Genomic DNA, 17,996 nt, shown 5'->3' with positions numbered 1-17,996 from the left:
CATACTGAGGTTGGCATGACACAGACTGCTTTACGGCCAGAAGATGAGTTTCGTCAGTTGCTGCTGTCCAAGCTTCCGCCAACCATAGCCCGCAAGGATGTGGAGCGGCAGCTTGGCGGCATCATTACCCCCAAAACTCTCGCCAATGCCGATTCGTCGGGAGATGGCCCTTTGGGGGCCTTCCAGGTTGGTCGGAGTGTCGTGTACCCCACAGAATCCCTTGTGAACTGGCTGATAGGTACGATGGGCGTATCACGGCTAAAAAACAACATCAAAGAGCTTTAGGCGGCTTCAGGTTATGAACGGCAGACCGGGTGGCATCGGGTATCAAATGAGCGTAGCGCATGGTCATTGTAATGGTTCTGTGCCGCATCAGTCGTTGGATGCGGTATATGTCTTCGCCATTACAAGCGAGCCAGCTTGCAAAGGTGTGGCGAAGACTATGAAATACAATTCGTCTCGCTCTGTCATCCGGTCTGATTCCGTCATTGAGGCCTACAGAATCCACCAGTGCCCTGAACGCATGGGTAAGGCTTGCGCGCATGTTGCCGCCCACTATGGGCGGGAAAATCAAGCCGGTGGCAATTCCTTTTTTCTGTTGCTTCCAGCGTTCTTTGAAAATCCCAAGTGCGGCGTCATTCAACGGCACCTTGCCCCCTGGTTTGCGGTGTGCTTCGTCGCGCACGGTGAGCATGGCATGAGCCATGTCCACATCGGGCCATTCCAAACGCTGAAGCTCACCAAGTCGCAAGCCGGTGTTCAGCGAGAGCACGATACAATCATGCAAGTCTATGCAGGGCAGCTTTTTGGCCGCGTTTATCAGCGATTTTACTTCCTTGGCCGTCAAGAATCGTTCACGGGCATTCTTGATAGGAGGAATTTTTACGCCACGAACAGGGTTTTGCCCACCGAAAATGGTCGTGCCCTGCAACTTCGTGAGACTGGCCTGAGTGAACGTGTAATTTATGATGCTGCGGTATTGCTTGATGGTAGACGGGGCCGCCCCGGACTCCACCAGGCTGTCAATGATGCCTTGGATATCTTCCCGCGTGATGGCAGGCAGCGGCTTTGCGCCAATGGCTGGTTTGATGATTTTATGGTAGCGCTGCTCGTCTGTGAGCCAGCTTCGCTTGGAGCGTTTGGCTTCGGGCATGTAGTACCTTTCAAAAAAGTCCTGGAAGGGCATGTTGGTGACATACTTTTCAGACGCCTCCTTTTCGGCGGCAGCGCGTTCGGCAGCCGCCTTTTGGCGCATTTCGGAAAGGCTCTGAGGCCCAGCACCGGTTTTTTTGTTCTCCTTGATCCCGGACAGCACCTTGAAGGCTTTTTCCGCATTCCACTGTTCAGTGGCCCATCCCATGCCTTCTTCGATGGTGCGGCCATCTTTTTTATAGCGGATGGAGTAGTAGCGGTCGGGTTGCCCGTTGCGCTGCTTCCGGGTAGAGTGCTCGTAGTAACGAACTCCGGGGTACGGTGTCTTGATTTTTGGCTTTTTCATGCCCCCACTATGCCCCCACTTTTGGGGGAAAACAAGGGCACTCCAGGGAACTTGCGATGATCTATCCCATTGAAATCACTACTCCAGGGAAGCCGGGGGAACTTCGCAATCAGATTCAGGGTCTAGTCCTGGCAACGGGGTGGGAGTTCGAGTCTCCCCTTCGGCACCATAGGAAAAACAACGGGTTAGCAAAGGTTCATTCCTTCGCTGGCCCGTTTTGTTTTTTGCATTATCTCACTCTGCCCCCAAATAGGGCTCTACACCAAAGACGGGGGCAAGCCCCTTCAAAGGGCAGTTTTTCCGACAGGTTTCTGAACAATTCCCCATCCATTTCAGCAGCACAATACACGCACCCGCAGGCGGTAATTTTCGAAGTTGCGGAAGCCATACGCGGGTCTACACCAAAGACGGGGGCAAGCGCTCTTATTGGGTTTTCCTTCAGCCTGTTTTTTTGAGCCGATACCCAATAGAAGGCAGGACCCGGAAAGTCTGCTTCTGCCTCTGTGGCGCATGGAGGAGAAGCGTGGGATTGCCTCGTACTGTTCTTGCCACATCATAGGTGCAGTGTTTTTTGCAGCACCTGTGCTGTTGTTTCCGCAGCCCTTGCCCAAGAGAAAGTGTGGGCGTGCGCGCGTCCTGCTGCGGCGTGTTGGCGTCGTTCCTGTGGGGGAAGGGCGAGCACTTGCAGCATGGCCTGAGCAAGTTGCCCTTCACTGTCCGGAGAAAAATACTGGGCGTGTGTGCCACAGACCTCCCGCACCGGGGGAATGTCCGAGGCGACCACAGGGACGCCGGTGGCCAGAGCTTCCAGTGGCGGTAAGCCAAATCCTTCATAGCGTGAGGGGAAAACCAGGGCCGTTGCGCCGCGCATCAGGTGCACTAGTTCGGTCTGTTCTAGCGCTCCGGTGAAGTGGATGCGGCCTGGGCAGATGGCCGCCAAGGCTTCCGTAGACGTTTCTGCGCTCCGAAAGCCCGTATATGCGCCCGCCAGCACAAGGTTAGCCGTACATTGGCCTGCTATCCCGGCAAAAGTATGACACAGCAGGCGAATATTCTTGTGGGGCTTGACATTTCCCACAGCCAGAAAATACGGCGGTTGCGTCGGGGCGTCCACCAGGGGGCATTCCAACCAGCTTGCGTCCACCCCGTTGGGGGTAACGGTTGCGCCGCCCCGTGGGCGGCCTACCAGTCGTAAAAATTCCTGCCGGGAAAATTCTGAAACAAAAAGCAGCTCTGCCGCCTTATGGCGTACAGCCTGAAACATGAGGCGGGCATACATTTTTTGTATGCCGGTAAATAACCCCGGCAGGGCCAGGTGGGTCACATCATGGACTGTCACCACCAAAGGGATGCCCGCCAGCACAGGGATCGGATAGTGCGGCAGCCACAGGGCGTCGCAGCCGCGCAGCAGGGGCAGCATGCGATATTGCTCTGTAATGCTGTAGATGGGAGCGTCAAAAGAAACAGGCTCCCAGGAAACGCCATCTGGCACAGGGAATGCGCCGTCATACCCCAGCAGGCGAAACCGCACGGCATCCGCCAGCAGCGCCATGCAACGGGGTGCGACGTTGCGCAGGTACACCCCGATGCCCGACATGCGGGCCATGCGACAGTCAATGGCCAGGGTTCTCATGCAGATCTCATAGGGTAGGGAAAAGGTGTACGGGCTTGCCCATGTGTCCGCGCAGACCGTCCCATGCGGCCCGGAAGATCAGGGGAATGCGGTTGGCCTGGCCCCGCCGGATGCGGTTGACCAGCACGCCCAGATAACTCAGCAATACCAAAGGAAGTGCCCATGGATAGTGCTTGCGCATCATGTAGACCCGGTTGCGCAGGCTGAGATAGTCCACCCAGGCAGGGCGGTGGAATTCTCTGTCCTGGACGGCGCTCTTGGCCGCGGTGCTGCCGCCTTCTTTGTGATAGACAATGCTGCTGGGAGCCCAGGCAAGAGTGAAGCGTGCGTTGGTGGCGCGCAGGCAGAATTCTGCATCCTCATAATAGAGGAAGTAGTCTTCACGGAAAAGGCCGATGCGGTCAAAAACTTCGCGTTTAATGAGCATGGACGCGCCGCAGAGATAGTCAATCTGGGGTGTAATTTCCGCAACCGGCCGCCGCAGGACGGCATCCAGCGTGCCTTGCCCGCAAACCGCAGGGGTTGTTCCGCAGTACTTGTTGATTTTGAAGCCCCCGGCGCACTGCACAATAGTGCGGTCGTGCGCGTAAACAAGGGTTGAGCCCGCAAGCCCCACCTCCGGCTGCGCGTTGAGGCAGGCGCACAGGTTGTCCAGGGCGTCCGGCAGGACTTCTGTGTCGTTGTTAAGAAGCCACACGGCCCGGCATTCTTTGTTCTGCAGCGCCAAACGAATGCCGGCGTTGTTGCCGGCAGAAAAACCTTCATTGGTCGGCATCTGCAATAACACCGCCTTTTCAGCCGGTGGCGGCGCTTGGGCCGCGACAGAAACCGGTGCGGCCCATTGCCGCCAGGCCTGCGCTATTGTGGCGCAGGAATCGTCTGTGGAATGGTTGTCCACCACCAGAATCTGGCCGGGGGGCGTTTTCAGGGCATGGAGCGAGCGCAGGCAGGCGACGGTATCGCCCGCGTTGTTGTAATTCAAAAGAATCACGGCTACCTGCTCCGCCGTGAAAGACGCAGATACAGTAGTCGTCATGCCAACCGCTTCATTATGGCGCATAGTACCCCGACAAGCCCCTGTGTTCGCAGTTTGAACCATGTGCGTACAGCCGCACTATGCGCCCTTGGGGTATGCCGAGCCAACCAAAGCCCGGCACCTTGATAGGATTGGTCTGCCAGCAGCATGTGCGTTTTTTGACGCCACAAGCGATCTTCGGCTGCGGCATTGCCCTTGTAAGTGGAGATATAGCTCCGCCCGTGCAGCCTCCACCCTGTCAAGGCTTGCGGAACAAAACGGCAAACACCCCAGAGAGAAAGTTGCTGCCACAACCATTTGTCCAAATGAGGAGCAGACGGAGAGTTAAAATCACAGTTCAGTAAAAGATCACGTGGGGTCATCACACAGGAAAATCCTGTGATTAGGTTGGTGGCCATTAATTCGTGCGCTGCCACCTGTGGCGGGCGCCGCTTGGCGATTATCTGCGACTGCACAGCAAGAATCCCCTGATAGTAGTCGATGTCCCGCTCTGACTCCACCATAAGCCACGGAGCGTTAAAAACCAGCGCTGTATTGGGCTGTTGCATTGCCTTCAGACGCACAGACAACGACTCAGACGCCCAGACATCGTCAGCCTCCAAGAAAGCTACGGTATGGTAATCCTTCCATTTTTAGGAGCACTTACAAGTAGAGCCTAAGACACCTGTGCGAGCTTCATGGCGGGAGTTATGCCGCCATATTTTGCCCGCCATTTATAAAACGTGGCGCTGCTTATGCCGTGTTCGCGGCAAAGCTCGGTCACGGGGATCCCATTCTCGGCCTGCTTCAAAATTCCCAAAATCTGGCTGTCAGAAAATCTGGACGCTTTCATGTAAAATCTCCGTTCGGGTCAGTATCGGAAATTCTACCCATAAACGCTACTTCTTTTTGGGAGGATTACCCCGGAAAGCAGTCTTGGCCTTGACATACCAAGTTTTTGTTTTGCGTAGTGGTTTTGTTATTTTCCACGAGAAGGAGTTTATTATTTTTTTATGTTCTGCTTGCAGCGATTTATAATCTGTTATTGCCGATGGCGTAATAAAAACATGACACATACATAGCTCTTCCCATGTTGGCCTATTTTTGAAAAGGTGCGTCCATAGTGTTTTCGCATTTATCCAGCAATTCTTAAGATCTCTCAATGAAAAAGTGAACCCCCAAGCGTGCAAAAGGGCTAATATTAACTCAGGGTATGCAGTCGGTGTATTATCACTTGGCTGGTAGACGCCGCCCAGTTTGTCTAGAGAGTGATAGAGATGATTCGTTACTGTGGAGAGAAAATCAACAGGGCCGCTATCAATCCATTCCAAATCAAAAAATTGTACATTACCTGCTGAGGTAAGCGTGGCATTAAAGGGCGCGGCGTCAAGAAATTTTGGAGGCAATTTGCCTTCAACCATATTTTGTTTTAACGCATCTATCCACGGCTGCAACGCTCGGGCCAAATCGTTCGTCGTCCACCCGGGACGAGCGGTTGCCTTTCGCGCTTCTTCCAGAAGTTCAGTCCCGCGTATGTAAAGCTCACTTATAGGCCTAAAGGTATATTGCCCCTCTTTTATATCTCCGTCGTGATATAAAAGTTTTCGTTCAATTTTGATTCCTGACGATGTCTTCTGGAAAGTAGCCTCTTTGGCAAAATTTTTATCATCGCGAGGTGTAACGCCGTAGTGATAGAGCAGTATATTGGGGGACCACGGAGTGAAGTTGTTTCTTTTGCCTCCTGCATATGCCAAAAAACCTAGGGAGTCCGCCATGTCTGGCAGTAATTCGGCTTCGACTATGTTGCGCCATGCATTGGGAAGGTTAAAAATGCCCTGAGGTTCATAATTCCGGCGAGAAGTTAGCAGCGGAGCTACATTCCATATATTAGATGATGTGTGTAGTCCCTCAGGAGTTAGAATGTCTGTTGGTAGTTTGTAGTCTGGAATAGGGACAAACTGTTCAAATTTATTAAAACCGGATTTTTTCAACAACTCTTGAAGTTCATGTCTGCTGTAAGTTTTAACTCCATGGTCTTTGTAGGCGCCTGTAATGCCACCCCAAGCTATCCCGATGTGATCTTCTGGGATGCCAGCAAAATATTTCAAGCCTAGCTTATTTTCAATGGCCAGGATGAGGCAGCCTCCCGGCTTCAAAAAATTTTGCGCCAATTGTAAGAGGTGTAAGGCTGGAGTTTCATGGTCGTCAAAGATGGCAGCATACTCCAACACCCCAATCAGTGTGACGATATCAAACTTCCCAATTTCTTGTGGTAAATTTTGAATTGCATCGGCCACAATCGTGATATTTGTTAGATCATCACACCGTGCTGCCGCAATAGCAGCACGTTTTTTACTACCTTCCACCGCACAGACATATTCTGCAGTTTCTGCCAAGAAACGACTTAGGGCACCGCACCCACACCCCAACTCAAGTACGCGTGAACCTTGGAGCAGAGTAGAGGCAAAGGGGCGCAGTAAATTGGCTCTCAGCGAAGAAAAATGATAATAACTAGGCCAATCGCGTTGTAATTCATAAAGCTCTGTGGATAGAGTAGATTTATCCTTAACGCAACGTAATGCCTGTAGAAGCCTTTCTTCTATATTTTCTCCGTCTGAATATGCAAAATGGTGTGTCGTTTCGCGATGCCATATATTCAGTTCATTGTTGAATATATAAAAATATTTTAGTGTATTTATCATTTTTTTATCCTCATAAGATAGATATTATTTATAGTTGTTTATAATCCTGAATCCAGGATACGGCGCAGGGGGGATCCTCCCCCACCTGAATCCAGCTTTCACACAACTAAAAAAAAATGCCCTTTCTAAAGCGTGAGCTAAGGAAGAGTCACGATTTTTGGTGTTAGTTTCATCAAAGTCATCAAAAGAGAGGTTAAGATCTTGAATCGGCGCAAGTGCATTGCGTCGTGCCCAGAACATTGTTCCAACGGGAAAATCGATGGCTGCATCTGGCGCTATACTGATGTCCATCGCATCTAAGATGCGGCCAAGTTGTTGTTGGTTTCCCAACTGAGATGCGGCCATTGCGGGCATTGTCGGCGGCGCGATGATCCCTAGTTGGTGGTTATCAATGAACGTCGCAAGAATTTTTCGTACATGCTCTTTGCTCCCCATTAATGAGGAATACAGGAGCGTTCTCCAGCAGGACGATAACTTGGCCTTAATATGTGTAGACGCTTTGGCGTGAATCTTTAAAATTATTTCATGTGAAAGAATTTCATCTCGAAAGCCAACGAAAAACGGTGCTATGTCCCAGCCTTTATTCGGAAATTTTTTTACAGTGAGCGATGCAAACTTCAGAGGTTCCAATTGTGTCTTTATTGCCCTGCATTTTTCATCTGTATCCGTAGATACATAGATATCCGCATATCTAGGAACATTTTCTATGTAAGAAATCAATTCTTCCAAAATATTTATGTAGTAACAGTGTATTATTACCGCAAGTTTTACTTCTGCTGTTTCTTCCCTGGAGAGGGTTACTGGAATTTGTTGCGCAAGGATATCCGTTCCGGTGTCTTTTCCCCTCTTCCCAAGGCAGCAGGATCGTGAAATGTCTATTCCCAAGCGATAGAAATAATTCATTAATAAATTTTGTGGATAACCTTTTTTTTCAAAAACGTCCCACCATGGGCCAATAGGCACTCCCTTTAGTAACAACTCCCGCTTGAATATAGGGCATCCCCAGTTTATTAAACAATCCCAAAAAAGTAATGTTGGATTTGAACAATCAAAAAAACGAGGAAGCGGCGTAATAAATACTGCTGGACGCAGGTTGTGTATTTCCAACCAAAGTCCAAGACGAAGTTCAAACTCAATAGCCTCTTTTCTTGTCGCATTTATAGGGATTGCATCAATGAGTTCCTTAAAGGCTTGGTGTCGAAGGGTTTCTTCGCGCAGCACCAAGTGATAACTCTGAATGTGCGGTATTTCTTCTGTAGAGGCCGTCAACCCCCAAAAATCACAGGGAATTTTCTCCATTGTAGCATATACATCCGAATATGACCCAATTGGAGAGAATACACTGTCATTACAAAGTGTCACTTCCTTTGCACTAAATAGCGCTGGGAAAGCTTCAAATCCGGCTTTCCAGCTTGTAAAATCGTATCCTCCACATCCTCTATGCACGATAGCGTCAGCGTAGCTGTCGTATCCCTTTGTTTCATTTTGAATCCCGGCAGTGCAAATTACTACTTTTTTGCCGATAGATCGCATATGATGACAAAAATGTTTAACATACGGATCAATAACGGCATCAGGATCCCAATGCGCCAAAAGTACGACTTCTGCGCCTGAAAAGTTCAAGTTTTGTTTAGTGGTGACTGTAATATATCCCGCTATATTATGTCTTGCTGAAAATATATTTTTTATTATTTTTGTAGCTTGTTGATGCGCATTATCTTTGTTAGGAGAGAGTTGTTTGAGAAGAGAAAAGGCCCTTGCTTTTGGTTTGAAAAATTTTCTCAGAAGAAAGAAACGGGTTTTCGTGTATGCTGCATCAAAACCATCATATTTATATATTTGTATAAATTTTTTTATACGTCGAAGTAGCCTAACACTCATGCCAATACCCTGCCGCCGCGTCCTTTTCTGATAACCGAGGATTTGCCACGGGCCAGCGCACGTTGAAGGTGGGGTCGTTCCAGCGGATGGCCCCTTCATCTTCCGGGCAGTAGTAGTCCGTGCACTTGTAGTGGAAGTGGGCCGTTTCACTGGTGACCGCAAAGCCGTGGGCCAGGCCCGGCGCAATCCAGAGTTGCCACTGGTTTTCCTGGGTCAGCTCCACGCCGTACCACTGGCCGAAGGTGGGCGAAGCGGGGCGGATGTCCACGGCCACATCAAAGACCTTGCCCAGAGAAACATAGACCAGCTTGCCCTGCGGCCGGGTTTTCTGAAAGTGCAGGCCACGCAGAATGCCGTAAGTGGACATGGAGTGGTTGTCCTGCACAAAGGGCAGGTTTATGCCCGCCGCCGTGTAGCGCTCCTGCTGCCAGGTTTCCACAAAATAGCCCCGCGCGTCGCCCCAGATTTTGGGCTTGATCAGCAGCACGCCCGCGATAGGCGTGGACACTACTTCCACGGTTGTCCTCCCGTATCCACCAGTTCCAGAAGGTACTGGCCGTATCCTGTTTTAAGCATGGGGCGGGCCAGATCCCGCACCTGATCGGCCGTGATGTAGCCCTGCCGCCAGGCGATTTCTTCCAGGCAAGCCACTTTGAGCCCCTGACGGCTTTCCACAGCCTGCACAAAAGCCCCGGCGTCCATGAGCGAATCGTGGGTGCCCGTGTCCAGCCAGGCGATGCCCCGGCCCATGAGCTCTACATGCAGATCGCCGCGCTCAAGATAGGCGTTGTTCACGTCCGTGATTTCCAGCTCGCCCCGGGCCGAGGGGCGTACCTGCCGGGCGATGTCCAGCACGTCCCGGTCGTAAAAATAGAGGCCTGTGACCGCAAAGTTGGATTTGGGCGACTGGGGTTTTTCCTCAATGCTCAGCACGCGGCGCGCGGCGTCAAATTCCACCACGCCGTAGCGCTGCGGGTCGCGCACATGGTAGGCGAAGACCGTGGCCCCGCGCTGTCGCGTCATGGCCTCGTGGGTCAGGTCCGGCAGGCCGTGGCCGAAAAAGACGTTGTCGCCCAGGATGAGGCAGGTGTTCTGCCCGGCGATGTGTTCTTCCGTCAGTAGAAAGGCCTGGGCCAGGCCTTCGGGCCGGGGCTGCTCCACATAGTTGAGGCGGCAGCCCCACTGGCTTCCATCGTGCAGCAGGGCCCGGTAGAGGGGCAGATGCTCCGGCGTGGAAATGAGGCAGATATCCCGGATGCCCGCCATCATGAGCGTGGCCAGCGGGTAGTAGATCATGGGCTTGTCGTAGATGGGCATGAGCTGTTTGCTCACGCTCAGGGTCAGCGGATAGAGCCGCGACCCGGACCCGCCGGCCAGGATGATGCCCTTCCAGTCGGTCATGACGCGCCTCCCTGGGTCGCGCGCGCCGGGACGGCCCCTTCTGCTCCGGGGCTTGCCGCTCCGGTGCTGTCAGGGGCGACGCCGCGACCGGCATAGTTGACGGCCAGCCACTGGCGGTAGGCTCCGCTCTGCACATGCTTTACCCAGTCCGCATTGTCCAGATACCAGCGCACAGTGGCCCGCAGGCCGGAAGTGAAATCGTGCTGCGGCTTCCAGCCCAGGTCGCGCTCCAGTTTGGCGCAGTTCATGGCATAGCGGAAGTCGTGGCCCGGCCGGTCGGTCACAAAGCGGATGAGCTCCGCGTGGGGCGTTGCCGTCGGGGCCAGCTCGTCCAGCAGAGCGCAGACGGCCCGCACCACCTCCATGTTGCTGCGCTCGGCCCGGCCGCCGATATTGTAGCTTGCGCCGGGCCGGGCGGCCTCCAGCACGCGGAAGACGGCCGCGCAGTGGTCTTCCACATGCAGCCAGTCGCGGACATTGCTTCCTTGGCCGTACACGGGCAGGGGGCGGCCAGCCAGGCCGTTGAGGACCATGAGCGGGATGAGCTTTTCCGGAAACTGGCGCGGCCCGTAGTTGTTGGAGCAGTTGGTCAGCAGGACGGGCAGGCCGTAGGTTTCGTGAAAGGCCCGTACCAGGTGGTCGCTGGCGGCCTTGGAGGCGGAATAGGGGCTGTTGGGGCTGTAGGGCGTGGATTCCGTAAAGGGCGGGTCGTCCGGTCGCAGCGCGCCGAAGACTTCGTCCGTGGAAACGTGCAGAAAGCGGAAGGCCTGCTGCCGGGATGCGTCCAGCCCGCGCCACCAGTCCTTGACCACCCGCAGCAGAGTGGCCGTGCCCAGCACATTGGTGCGTGCAAAGGCTTCCGGGTCCACGATGGAGCGGTCCACATGACTTTCCGCCGCAAAGTTGAGCACGGCGTCGGGGGCGTAGGCGTGCAGCAGGTAGTCCACCAGCTCGGCATTGCCTATGTCGCCGCGGACAAAGATGTGCTCCGGATCGTGGCGCAGGGCGGCCAGATTTTCCAGATTGCCCGCGTAGGTCAGCTTGTCCAGATTGACCACGCGAAAGCCGCGCGCGCGGGCCAGCAATACCTGGCAGGAGCCGATAAAGCCCGCGCCGCCGGTGATGAGCAGGGTGGGTTGCGTCACGAGCTAATTCTCACTTTTTTCCTGGGGGGTCGCAGTATTTTGGACAGCCAGAAAATCCGCATAGGCAGGTAGCACCTGTTTGGGGTTTCCTTCCATGCGAACCATGCCCTTGTCAACCCAGTACACATAGTCGCAGGCTTCCACGGTGCTCAAACGGTGCGCCACCACCACCAAGGTCATATGTTCCCGCAGGCTGTTGATAGTGTGCTGAATGGCCTGTTCCGCTGCGCCGTCCAGCGCGCTGGTGGCTTCGTCAAACAAAATGAACTGCGGGTCGTTGTACAGGGCGCGGGCAATGGCCACGCGCTGTACTTGTCCGCCGGAAAGGCGCACCCCGCGTTCACCAATGACAGTATCGATATTTTGTTCCAGCTCGTCAACAAAGTCCATGGCCGCCATGCGGCAGCACTGACGCACCCGCTCGCGGTCAAGCGTTGTGCCCCAATGGCTGAAGGCCACGTTTTCCGCAATGCTGGCATTGAGCAGAAAGGGGGATTGCGGCACATAGCCGATGCGCCGGATCCAGCCTTCGCGCAGGGCCGCGTCCATGGGCTGGCTGTCCACCGTGATGCGTCCGGCGGTGGGCGGGAAGAGGCCTGTGAGCAGCCCCACAATGGTGCTTTTGCCTGCGCCGGAAGGGCCCACAAAGCCCACCATGCTGCCGCGTGGAATGCGGATATGCAAATGGCGCAGGGCGTCGGGTTTGCCCGTCGGCGTGGAGGGATAGCGGAAGGAAACGTCCTCCAGCCGCAGTTCCTGACGCAGGGGGCAGTCCTGTGCGGTTACTGCGTCGGTTCGCGGCAGGGCCGCCACTTCATCCAGCTTGCGCAGGACCGGTTCAATCTGCGGGATCTGCTGCTGCATCATGAGCAGTTGTTGCACCAGCTTGTTCATGGTGGGCAAAAGCCGCCAGGCCACGGCCGCCAGCAAGGTCAGCGTGCCCACAGTGCGGGCTACGCCAGCTCCCTGCCAGGACAGCAGCACCACTGCGCCCAGCAGCAGCACCATGCCCATCCATTCCAGAACCCAGGAGGGCAGCGGGTGACACAAGGGCAACAGGGCCTGGGCATGGGCCACGCGCCCTTCATGTTGTAGATAGTGTGCTTCAAAAGGAGCTTGCTGACGGTAGATCATCAATTCGCGTACGCCATAGAGCGCTGTGTGGCTGACCCAGTTGGAATCCCTTTGCGCTGCGGTCAATTCCTGGCTGTATTTGTTGACCAGCTTGCGGCTCAACCGGAAAATGATATAAGCGCTCACTCCTGTTCCCAGAAAAACCACGCTGCCAGCCAAGGGGGTGACCACCAGAACAACTATAATGAGCAACGCGGCAACCGCCAGCTGACCCAGGGCCTGGACAACGGCAAAACCGTAAAGCCCAACGCTATTGCGCCAGCCTAAGGCCATAGACAGGTCACTGACCCTTTGCTCCACATGCCAGAGGTAGGGCGCGTGTACAAAGCCGTGAAACAGCCGTCGCCCCATCTCCAGGTTGACGGCTTGGCTGAAGCTGGCCTGCCGCCAGGTGAGCAGGGTCAGGGCCAAGGATTTGCAGAGTACGGCCCCGCACAGGCCGGTGAGCAGGACGATGAGCAGCAGGCGCGGATCCTCGGTGATGGGCCGCAGGGGCGGATAGAAGGCTACCAGCCTGTGCATGACGCCGGACTGGGCAATGGTCTGCGGCGAGGCCAGGACCACGCCCAACAGGGATACCGCCGCCGTGAGCACAAATTCCGTCAGGGCCACCAGTACGGAAAGCCCCATGACCCGCCAGAATCGGGCCTGCAGATCCTTGCCCAGGCGGCTGTAGATGGCGCGAAAAACTTTCCCGATCTGCGGGTTCAGCATGCGGCCTCCGCCCTATGGGGGGCGAAGAAAGATTCAAAGGAGACCTGCACATGGCTCTGGGCGGCCAGATTGTAGACTTCGTCGGGGCGCACCTCCTGCATGATGCGAACCAGATTGCTGGAATCGCTCAGGTCGCCGTAGTGCAGGATAAAGTGCCGCGCACTGGCGTGCGGATCCTGATACAGATGGTCGATGCGGTCCGTATTGAACAGTGATGCGCGACGTTTGATGCCGTGCACCTCATAGCCCTTACGCAGCAGAAATTCCGCGAGATAGGCCCCGTCCTGGCCGGTGATGCCGGTAATGAGCGCTTTTTTCATGATGCCGGGCAGCTATCCTTTGCAGCGGGCGCACTGGCCCGCGTCTGGAAGTCCGTTTGTTTCAGAATCGCAGCAAAATATCCTGTTTCTGTGCCCTTGTCCACCGCGTTGCCGGCGGGGATTATGTGTTTAGCTATGCACGATCTCCCCGGCCGTAGACGTCGGCAAAGCGCACGATGTCGTCCTCGCCCAGATAGGAGCCGGACTGGATTTCAATAAGCACCAGAGGGATGACGCCGGGGTTCTTCAGCCGGTGCCGTGTCCCGACAGGAATATATGTTGACTGGTTTTCAGTGTACAGTCGGGTCACATCGCCGTTGGTGACCTCGGCCGTGCCGCTGACCACCACCCAGTGCTCGGCGCGGTGGTGGTGCATCTGCAGGGAGAGTTCCCCGCCGGGTGTGACGATGATGCGTTTGACCTGAAAGCGTCCGTCCAGAACAAGCGTTTCGTAGCTGCCCCAGGGCCGGTAGACCTGTGGGTGCTGACGGCATTCGGGACGGCCGGCGCGTTGCAGGCGGTTCACGATTTTTTTGACGTCCTGGGCCTGTTCCCGCGGGGCCACCAGCACGGCGTCCCGCGTTTCCACCACCACCAGGTCGCGCACGCCCATGACGGCCAGCAGCCGGTGGGTGGCGTTGCAGTAGCAGTGGGCGGCCCCTTCCAGCAGCACGTCCCCGCTGCAGACATTGCCTTCCGTATCCGCCTGCCCAGCCTGATAAAAGGCTTCCCAGGAGCCCAGGTCGCTCCAGCTCGTAGCCAGCGGCACGACGGCGGCCAGGGCAGTGTGCTCCATGACGGTGTAATCTATGGAATCGGCGGGCGCGGCCAGAAAAGCGTCTTTGTCCGGCCGGTGGAACACGCCGTCGTCCTTGTGTCCTTCCCAGGCGGCGCGGCAAGCGGCGGCCATGCCCGGGGCGCAGCGTTTCAGCTCGCACAGATACACGGAAGCCCGCAGCAAAAACATGCCGCTGTTCCACAAAAAGCCGCCCTGGGCCAGCATGGCTTCTGCTCTGGCCTGGTCGGGCTTTTCCACAAAGCGGGCCACGGTAAAACCGTCCTCGCCCAGGGGCGCGCCCTGTTCGATATAGCCGAAGCCCGTTTCCGCAGCCGTGGGTGCGATGCCAAAAGTGACGATATGCCCCTGGTCCGCCAGGCGAACGGCGCGCTCCACGCCCGCCGCAAAGGCGTCCACGTCCGCGATGGCGTGGTCCGAGGGCAGCACCAGCATGCAGGGGTCCGCGCCGTCGGCCGCCAGGGCCAGCGCGGCCAGGGCAATGGCCGGCGCCGTGTTGCGCGGGGCGGGCTCCAGCAGCACCGTGCCGCTGATCCCGCATTGGTAGAGCGCCGCATTCACATAAAAGCGGTGCGCCTCATTGCAGACGATGACGGGGGCCGCATTGGGGGCCACGGCGGCGGCACGGGCTACGGTGTCTTTGAACAGGGTACGCCCTGCGCCCAGATCCACAAACTGCTTGGGGTAGGTTTCGCGCGAAAGCGGCCACAAGCGCGTGCCGCTGCCGCCGCACAGAATAACGGGAACTATGTCCGACATGAGTTTCTCACCAATAAGATAGATGCTGCCAAAAGTCTGTCTAGAGCATTTAACACTTGAAATGCTCGCTTACGGCAGGCAAAAGCCTGCCTTCTCGCATTTCGTGGCAAGGATTTTCAAGAAAATCCTTGCAGAGCAATTAACTCATTTCATTCGTAAACTGCTCTAAGGGGTATTTGTCGGGATGCAGACGCAAGATACACCATTTCCGGGCGCGGAACAAGGTTGTGCCGCAGCCGGTTGCAGCTGACGAAACCGCCGGATTTTGGGATGGCCTTCCGCAGCGGCGGCCCCTGTTGGGCCTGAAGCACTGCAACTTTGCGAATATCCATTTGCAAAGATGTTCCTGCACCACTTCGGCGTTTGCCAGCGCAAAGACCTTACTGGCGCCTGCGCGGCGGGCGTCTGCCCACACCGCCGCCAGAGCAATTTCACCGTTGCAGTGTCCTATCCCCGCAGGGAGAGCAGGCCATCCAGGATGGTCCAGGGATTGGGCGGGCAGCCCGGAATGAACAGGTCCACGGGCAGGAGATTGCTGACCCCTTTGTTGCACTGGGGCGCGTGGCGGAACAGGCCGCCGGAAATGGCGCACGCGCCCACGGCCAGCACCAGGCGCGGTTCCGGCAGGGCGGCGTAGGTGTCCAGCAGGGCCAGGCGCATGTTTTCCGTAACCGGGCCCGTGACGGCCAGGCCGTCCGCGTGGCGCGGGGAGGCCACAAAATCAATGCCGAAGCGGCCCAGATCGTAGACCAGGGTGGTGAGCACGTTGCAGTCCGCCTCACAGGCGTTGCAGCCCCCGGCGCTGACCTGCCGTAGTTTGAGCGACCGGCGGAAGAGGGCAAACTTTTCTCGCGCGGCCGGCGGTGCATTGTGGGCCGCCTCCTGTTCCGCGGCGGCAACGCCGGGCCGCACCAGCAGGCCCTCGCGGGTGAATGAGGCTAGGCGGTGTTCGCCTGTAAACGCAATAGCTCCCTTGGGGCAGGCGTCGCGGCAGGCCCCGCAGAAGGTGCAGCGGCCCATGTCCAGCGTGGGGGCGCCGTCCTCGGCCCCCAGGGTGGGCAGCAGCGCGCCCGTGGGGCAGATATCCAGGCAGACTCGGCAAGGGCCGCAGTCCACCGGCGTAAGCACGGGCCGCCCCAGAAAGCGGGGCGAAAGCGCGGGCTGACGCCGGGGGTAGTCCAGCGTGCGGTATTTCTGGTGCAGACGTTCCCTGATGATGCGCAGCATGGCAAGGCCTCACAAATCGTGGCCGCAGTAAGAAAGGTTGAAGCTCTTGTTGCAGAGCGGAAAGTCGGAGATCTGGTTGCCGCGCAGGGCTACGGCCAGGCCCGGCCAGTTGCGGAACGAAGGGTCCACGACCTTGTAGACCCGCAGTCCGCCGTCCGGGCCGGTGACGGCCAAGTGGCAGATTTCGCCGCGCCAGCCTTCCACCTGGGCCACGGCCAGGGTGTCGGGCGGCAGGGGGGCCAGGGGCTCCGTTGCGGGGGCGGCGGCGCAGCCTGGCATGTTCGCCAAGGCGGAGAGGTCCAGCTCCAGCAGCCGCAGGGAGTCGTCCAGCTCCGCGCTGCGGACCAGGGTGCGGGCCAGCACGTCGCCGCCTTGCGCCACGCGCGGGGCGCAGCCCGCGGTGGGCAGGTCCGCCAGGGGGAAGTGGAAGCGCGCGTCCAGCGCCAGTCCGCAGGCCCGCGCCGCCGGGCCGGTCAGGTCCAGTTCCCGTCCTCGGCCCCCAGGGTGGGCAGCAGCGCGCCCGTGCCGGTGAGGCGATCCAGCACGCTCTGGCTGTGCAGCATGACGTCCACGGCCCCGCGCGCGTCGCGTCCTGCCTCGCGTACGCGGGCCAGCAGGTCGGCGCACTGCTCCGGGTCAAGGTCGTGGCCCGAGCCGCCGGGCCGCAGCAGGCCCCGGCCAAAGCGGTTGCCGCAGAGGCTGGCCGTAAGGTTGAGAAAATCGCCGCGGATGCGGCCATTCCAGGAGGACGTGGGCAGAAAGCCCGTATCGCCGGCAATGGCCCCCAGGTCACCCACATGGTTGGCGAGCCGTTCCAGTTCCAGCCCTATGCGCCGCAGGCGCTGGGCGCGCGGGGCCGCTACGCTGCCCGCCAGGCGTTCCAGCAGCACGCAGTGGGCCGTGGCGTGCCCCACGCTGGTGTCTCCTGCCGCGCACTCCAGCAGCGGCAGACGGCAGTGCGGCGGCCCCTCCAGCACGAGACGCTCCAGGCCCCGGTGTTGGTAGCCCAAGGCGATTTCCAGATGCAGCACGTTTTCGCCGTAACACTGAAAACGGAAGTGCCCTGGCTCGATGACCCCGGCGTGCACCGGCCCCACGGCCACCTCATGGATTTCTTCGCCCTTCACCCGAAAAAAGGGATAAGGGGCTGCAGCGGGCGTGGCCTGCGCCGCACAGGGGCCGCCTTCCCTCTGGGTGCGGGCTGCGGCTTCCGCCGCGTCGGGGATGCGGCGCGCGGGCTTGAGCCAGGGGTGCCCCAGGGGCTCCACGCCCCACTGTTCCCAGATTTCGCGCTCAAAGAGCTGGGCTTGCGGACAGACGGACGCGAGGGAAGGAAAACTGCGCAGGGGCGGGGTGCGCAGGGCCTCCAGATAGTGTGAACTGTCCTGCGCCAGTACACAGCACAGGGTGACTTCTTCGGGTTTGTCCCTGGGGGCGTCCGCATCCGGCAGGCCGCACAGGACCAGCAGCCGCCAGCCTTCGGCCAGACGACGACGCACAGTATCGCCCAGCTCCTCTACGGAAACCGGCGGCATGCCTTTCAGGGGCACGGTATCGCGGTAGTCAAACAACATTTATTTTCTCACTTGGGCAGATTACCGTTGAGAATATGCCTTCTCAATGTTTACGGCACGCTCGTTCCGGCGCTTACCCGCACAAATACATAGCGGTACTGTCTTCATCCGTAGCTGGCGCTGCTGTCTGTGCCCGCAACTTCCTTCGTCGTGATGGGTCAAGCTCCTTCGCCGCAACGGCTGCAACTGCGCCTGCG

At 57.4% G+C, this 17,996-nt stretch carries 15 protein-coding genes and 2 pseudogenes; 1 reads left to right on the top strand and 16 read right to left on the bottom strand.

The features are described from left to right. The first annotated feature begins 15 nt into the window (after positions 1 to 15). Positions 16 to 285 (top strand): hypothetical protein, encoded by a 270-nt coding sequence (locus J7I12_RS07825; RefSeq protein WP_208360832.1) that lies wholly within the window; start codon positions 16 to 18, stop codon positions 283 to 285. Here J7I12_RS07825 and J7I12_RS07820 read toward each other — a convergent pair. The 16 genes and pseudogenes from J7I12_RS07820 to J7I12_RS07745 form a co-directional block, all read right to left on the bottom strand. Beyond that, positions 272 to 1,498 carry a tyrosine-type recombinase/integrase gene (locus tag J7I12_RS07820; RefSeq protein ID WP_208360834.1) on the bottom strand — a complete coding sequence of 409 codons (1,227 nt, stop codon included), beginning with the start codon at positions 1,496 to 1,498 and terminating at the stop codon, positions 272 to 274. The two genes, J7I12_RS07825 and J7I12_RS07820, sit on opposite strands and share 14 nt — an antisense overlap. Before the next feature lie 553 nt (positions 1,499 to 2,051). Further along, positions 2,052 to 3,131 carry a glycosyltransferase family 4 protein gene (locus J7I12_RS07815; RefSeq protein WP_208360836.1) on the bottom strand — a complete coding sequence of 360 codons (1,080 nt, stop codon included), beginning with the start codon at positions 3,129 to 3,131 and terminating at the stop codon, positions 2,052 to 2,054. A gap of 7 nt (positions 3,132 to 3,138) precedes the next feature. Then, positions 3,139 to 4,167, bottom strand: coding sequence for a glycosyltransferase family 2 protein (locus J7I12_RS07810; protein ID WP_498793508.1), 1,029 nt, complete (start codon positions 4,165 to 4,167; stop codon positions 3,139 to 3,141). After that, complete coding sequence (locus J7I12_RS07805) at positions 4,164 to 4,715, bottom strand: glycosyltransferase family protein (protein WP_208360840.1); 552 nt, start codon at positions 4,713 to 4,715, stop codon at positions 4,164 to 4,166. The genes J7I12_RS07810 and J7I12_RS07805 overlap by 4 nt, the downstream gene beginning before the upstream one ends. 128 nt (positions 4,716 to 4,843) lie before the next feature. Further along, positions 4,844 to 4,999, bottom strand: a pseudogene (locus tag J7I12_RS07800) (transposase); the annotation flags it as partial. A 46-nt stretch (positions 5,000 to 5,045) separates the two neighbouring features. Beyond that, the gene (locus tag J7I12_RS07795) at positions 5,046 to 6,848 is read right to left on the bottom strand and encodes a class I SAM-dependent methyltransferase (protein WP_208360841.1); all 1,803 of its coding nucleotides are present in this window, start codon (positions 6,846 to 6,848) and stop codon (positions 5,046 to 5,048) included. A 24-nt stretch (positions 6,849 to 6,872) separates the two neighbouring features. Continuing rightward, positions 6,873 to 8,729 (bottom strand): rhamnan synthesis F family protein, encoded by a 1,857-nt coding sequence (locus tag J7I12_RS07790; RefSeq protein ID WP_498793506.1) that lies wholly within the window; start codon positions 8,727 to 8,729, stop codon positions 6,873 to 6,875. After that, positions 8,719 to 9,246 (bottom strand): dTDP-4-dehydrorhamnose 3,5-epimerase, encoded by a 528-nt coding sequence (gene rfbC / locus J7I12_RS07785; protein ID WP_498793504.1) that lies wholly within the window; start codon positions 9,244 to 9,246, stop codon positions 8,719 to 8,721. Before rfbC ends, J7I12_RS07790 begins: the two co-directional genes overlap by 11 nt. Further along, positions 9,237 to 10,130 carry a glucose-1-phosphate thymidylyltransferase RfbA gene (gene rfbA / locus J7I12_RS07780; RefSeq protein WP_118229475.1) on the bottom strand — a complete coding sequence of 298 codons (894 nt, stop codon included), beginning with the start codon at positions 10,128 to 10,130 and terminating at the stop codon, positions 9,237 to 9,239. The genes rfbC and rfbA overlap by 10 nt, the downstream gene beginning before the upstream one ends. Then, the gene (gene rfbB, locus J7I12_RS07775; protein WP_498793502.1) at positions 10,127 to 11,275 is read right to left on the bottom strand and encodes a dTDP-glucose 4,6-dehydratase; all 1,149 of its coding nucleotides are present in this window, start codon (positions 11,273 to 11,275) and stop codon (positions 10,127 to 10,129) included. The genes rfbA and rfbB overlap by 4 nt, the downstream gene beginning before the upstream one ends. Positions 11,276 to 11,278: 3 nt before the next feature. Next, positions 11,279 to 13,123 carry an ABC transporter ATP-binding protein gene (locus J7I12_RS07770; RefSeq protein ID WP_498793501.1) on the bottom strand — a complete coding sequence of 615 codons (1,845 nt, stop codon included), beginning with the start codon at positions 13,121 to 13,123 and terminating at the stop codon, positions 11,279 to 11,281. A gap of 29 nt (positions 13,124 to 13,152) precedes the next feature. Next, positions 13,153 to 13,443, bottom strand: a pseudogene (locus J7I12_RS07765) (GDP-mannose 4,6-dehydratase); the annotation flags it as partial. A 133-nt stretch (positions 13,444 to 13,576) separates the two neighbouring features. After that, a complete protein-coding gene (locus J7I12_RS07760) occupies positions 13,577 to 14,998 on the bottom strand; it encodes a mannose-1-phosphate guanylyltransferase/mannose-6-phosphate isomerase (protein WP_498793500.1) in 1,422 nt (473 codons plus the stop codon). A 447-nt stretch (positions 14,999 to 15,445) separates the two neighbouring features. After that, complete coding sequence (locus tag J7I12_RS07755) at positions 15,446 to 16,225, bottom strand: NADH-quinone oxidoreductase subunit B family protein (RefSeq protein WP_302548750.1); 780 nt, start codon at positions 16,223 to 16,225, stop codon at positions 15,446 to 15,448. A gap of 9 nt (positions 16,226 to 16,234) precedes the next feature. Next, positions 16,235 to 16,666: a hypothetical protein gene (locus tag J7I12_RS07750; RefSeq protein WP_498794163.1), complete on the bottom strand. Its 432-nt coding sequence runs from the start codon at positions 16,664 to 16,666 to the stop codon at positions 16,235 to 16,237. Between the two features lie 32 nt (positions 16,667 to 16,698). Then, positions 16,699 to 17,799 carry an NADH-quinone oxidoreductase subunit C gene (locus J7I12_RS07745; RefSeq protein WP_498793499.1) on the bottom strand — a complete coding sequence of 367 codons (1,101 nt, stop codon included), beginning with the start codon at positions 17,797 to 17,799 and terminating at the stop codon, positions 16,699 to 16,701. Between the last annotated feature and the right edge of the window lie 197 nt (positions 17,800 to 17,996).

This window comes from Desulfovibrio diazotrophicus (assembly GCF_902498985.2).
Classification (GTDB): Bacteria; Desulfobacterota; Desulfovibrionia; order Desulfovibrionales; family Desulfovibrionaceae; genus Desulfovibrio; species Desulfovibrio legallii.
This window is presented reverse-complemented; position numbering and strand designations above follow the sequence as displayed.

What these genes read in the sequence shown, in the direction of transcription:
- J7I12_RS07790 (WP_498793506.1), bottom strand. Translation starts at nt 8,729, where the DNA reads ATGAGTGTTAGGCTACTTCGACGTATAAAAAAATTTATACAAATATAT.
- J7I12_RS07770 (WP_498793501.1), bottom strand. Translation starts at nt 13,123, where the DNA reads ATGCTGAACCCGCAGATCGGGAAAGTTTTTCGCGCCATCTACAGCCGC.
- J7I12_RS07805 (WP_208360840.1), bottom strand. Translation starts at nt 4,715, where the DNA reads ATGCAACAGCCCAATACAGCGCTGGTTTTTAACGCTCCGTGGCTTATG.
- J7I12_RS07825 (WP_208360832.1), top strand. Translation starts at nt 16, where the DNA reads ATGACACAGACTGCTTTACGGCCAGAAGATGAGTTTCGTCAGTTGCTG.
- J7I12_RS07795 (WP_208360841.1), bottom strand. Translation starts at nt 6,848, where the DNA reads ATGATAAATACACTAAAATATTTTTATATATTCAACAATGAACTGAAT.
- J7I12_RS07760 (WP_498793500.1), bottom strand. Translation starts at nt 14,998, where the DNA reads ATGTCGGACATAGTTCCCGTTATTCTGTGCGGCGGCAGCGGCACGCGC.
- rfbA (WP_118229475.1), bottom strand. Translation starts at nt 10,130, where the DNA reads ATGACCGACTGGAAGGGCATCATCCTGGCCGGCGGGTCCGGGTCGCGG.
- J7I12_RS07745 (WP_498793499.1), bottom strand. Translation starts at nt 17,799, where the DNA reads ATGTTGTTTGACTACCGCGATACCGTGCCCCTGAAAGGCATGCCGCCG.
- J7I12_RS07755 (WP_302548750.1), bottom strand. Translation starts at nt 16,225, where the DNA reads ATGCTGCGCATCATCAGGGAACGTCTGCACCAGAAATACCGCACGCTG.
- J7I12_RS07815 (WP_208360836.1), bottom strand. Translation starts at nt 3,131, where the DNA reads ATGAGAACCCTGGCCATTGACTGTCGCATGGCCCGCATGTCGGGCATC.
- J7I12_RS07810 (WP_498793508.1), bottom strand. Translation starts at nt 4,167, where the DNA reads ATGACGACTACTGTATCTGCGTCTTTCACGGCGGAGCAGGTAGCCGTG.
- J7I12_RS07820 (WP_208360834.1), bottom strand. Translation starts at nt 1,498, where the DNA reads ATGAAAAAGCCAAAAATCAAGACACCGTACCCCGGAGTTCGTTACTAC.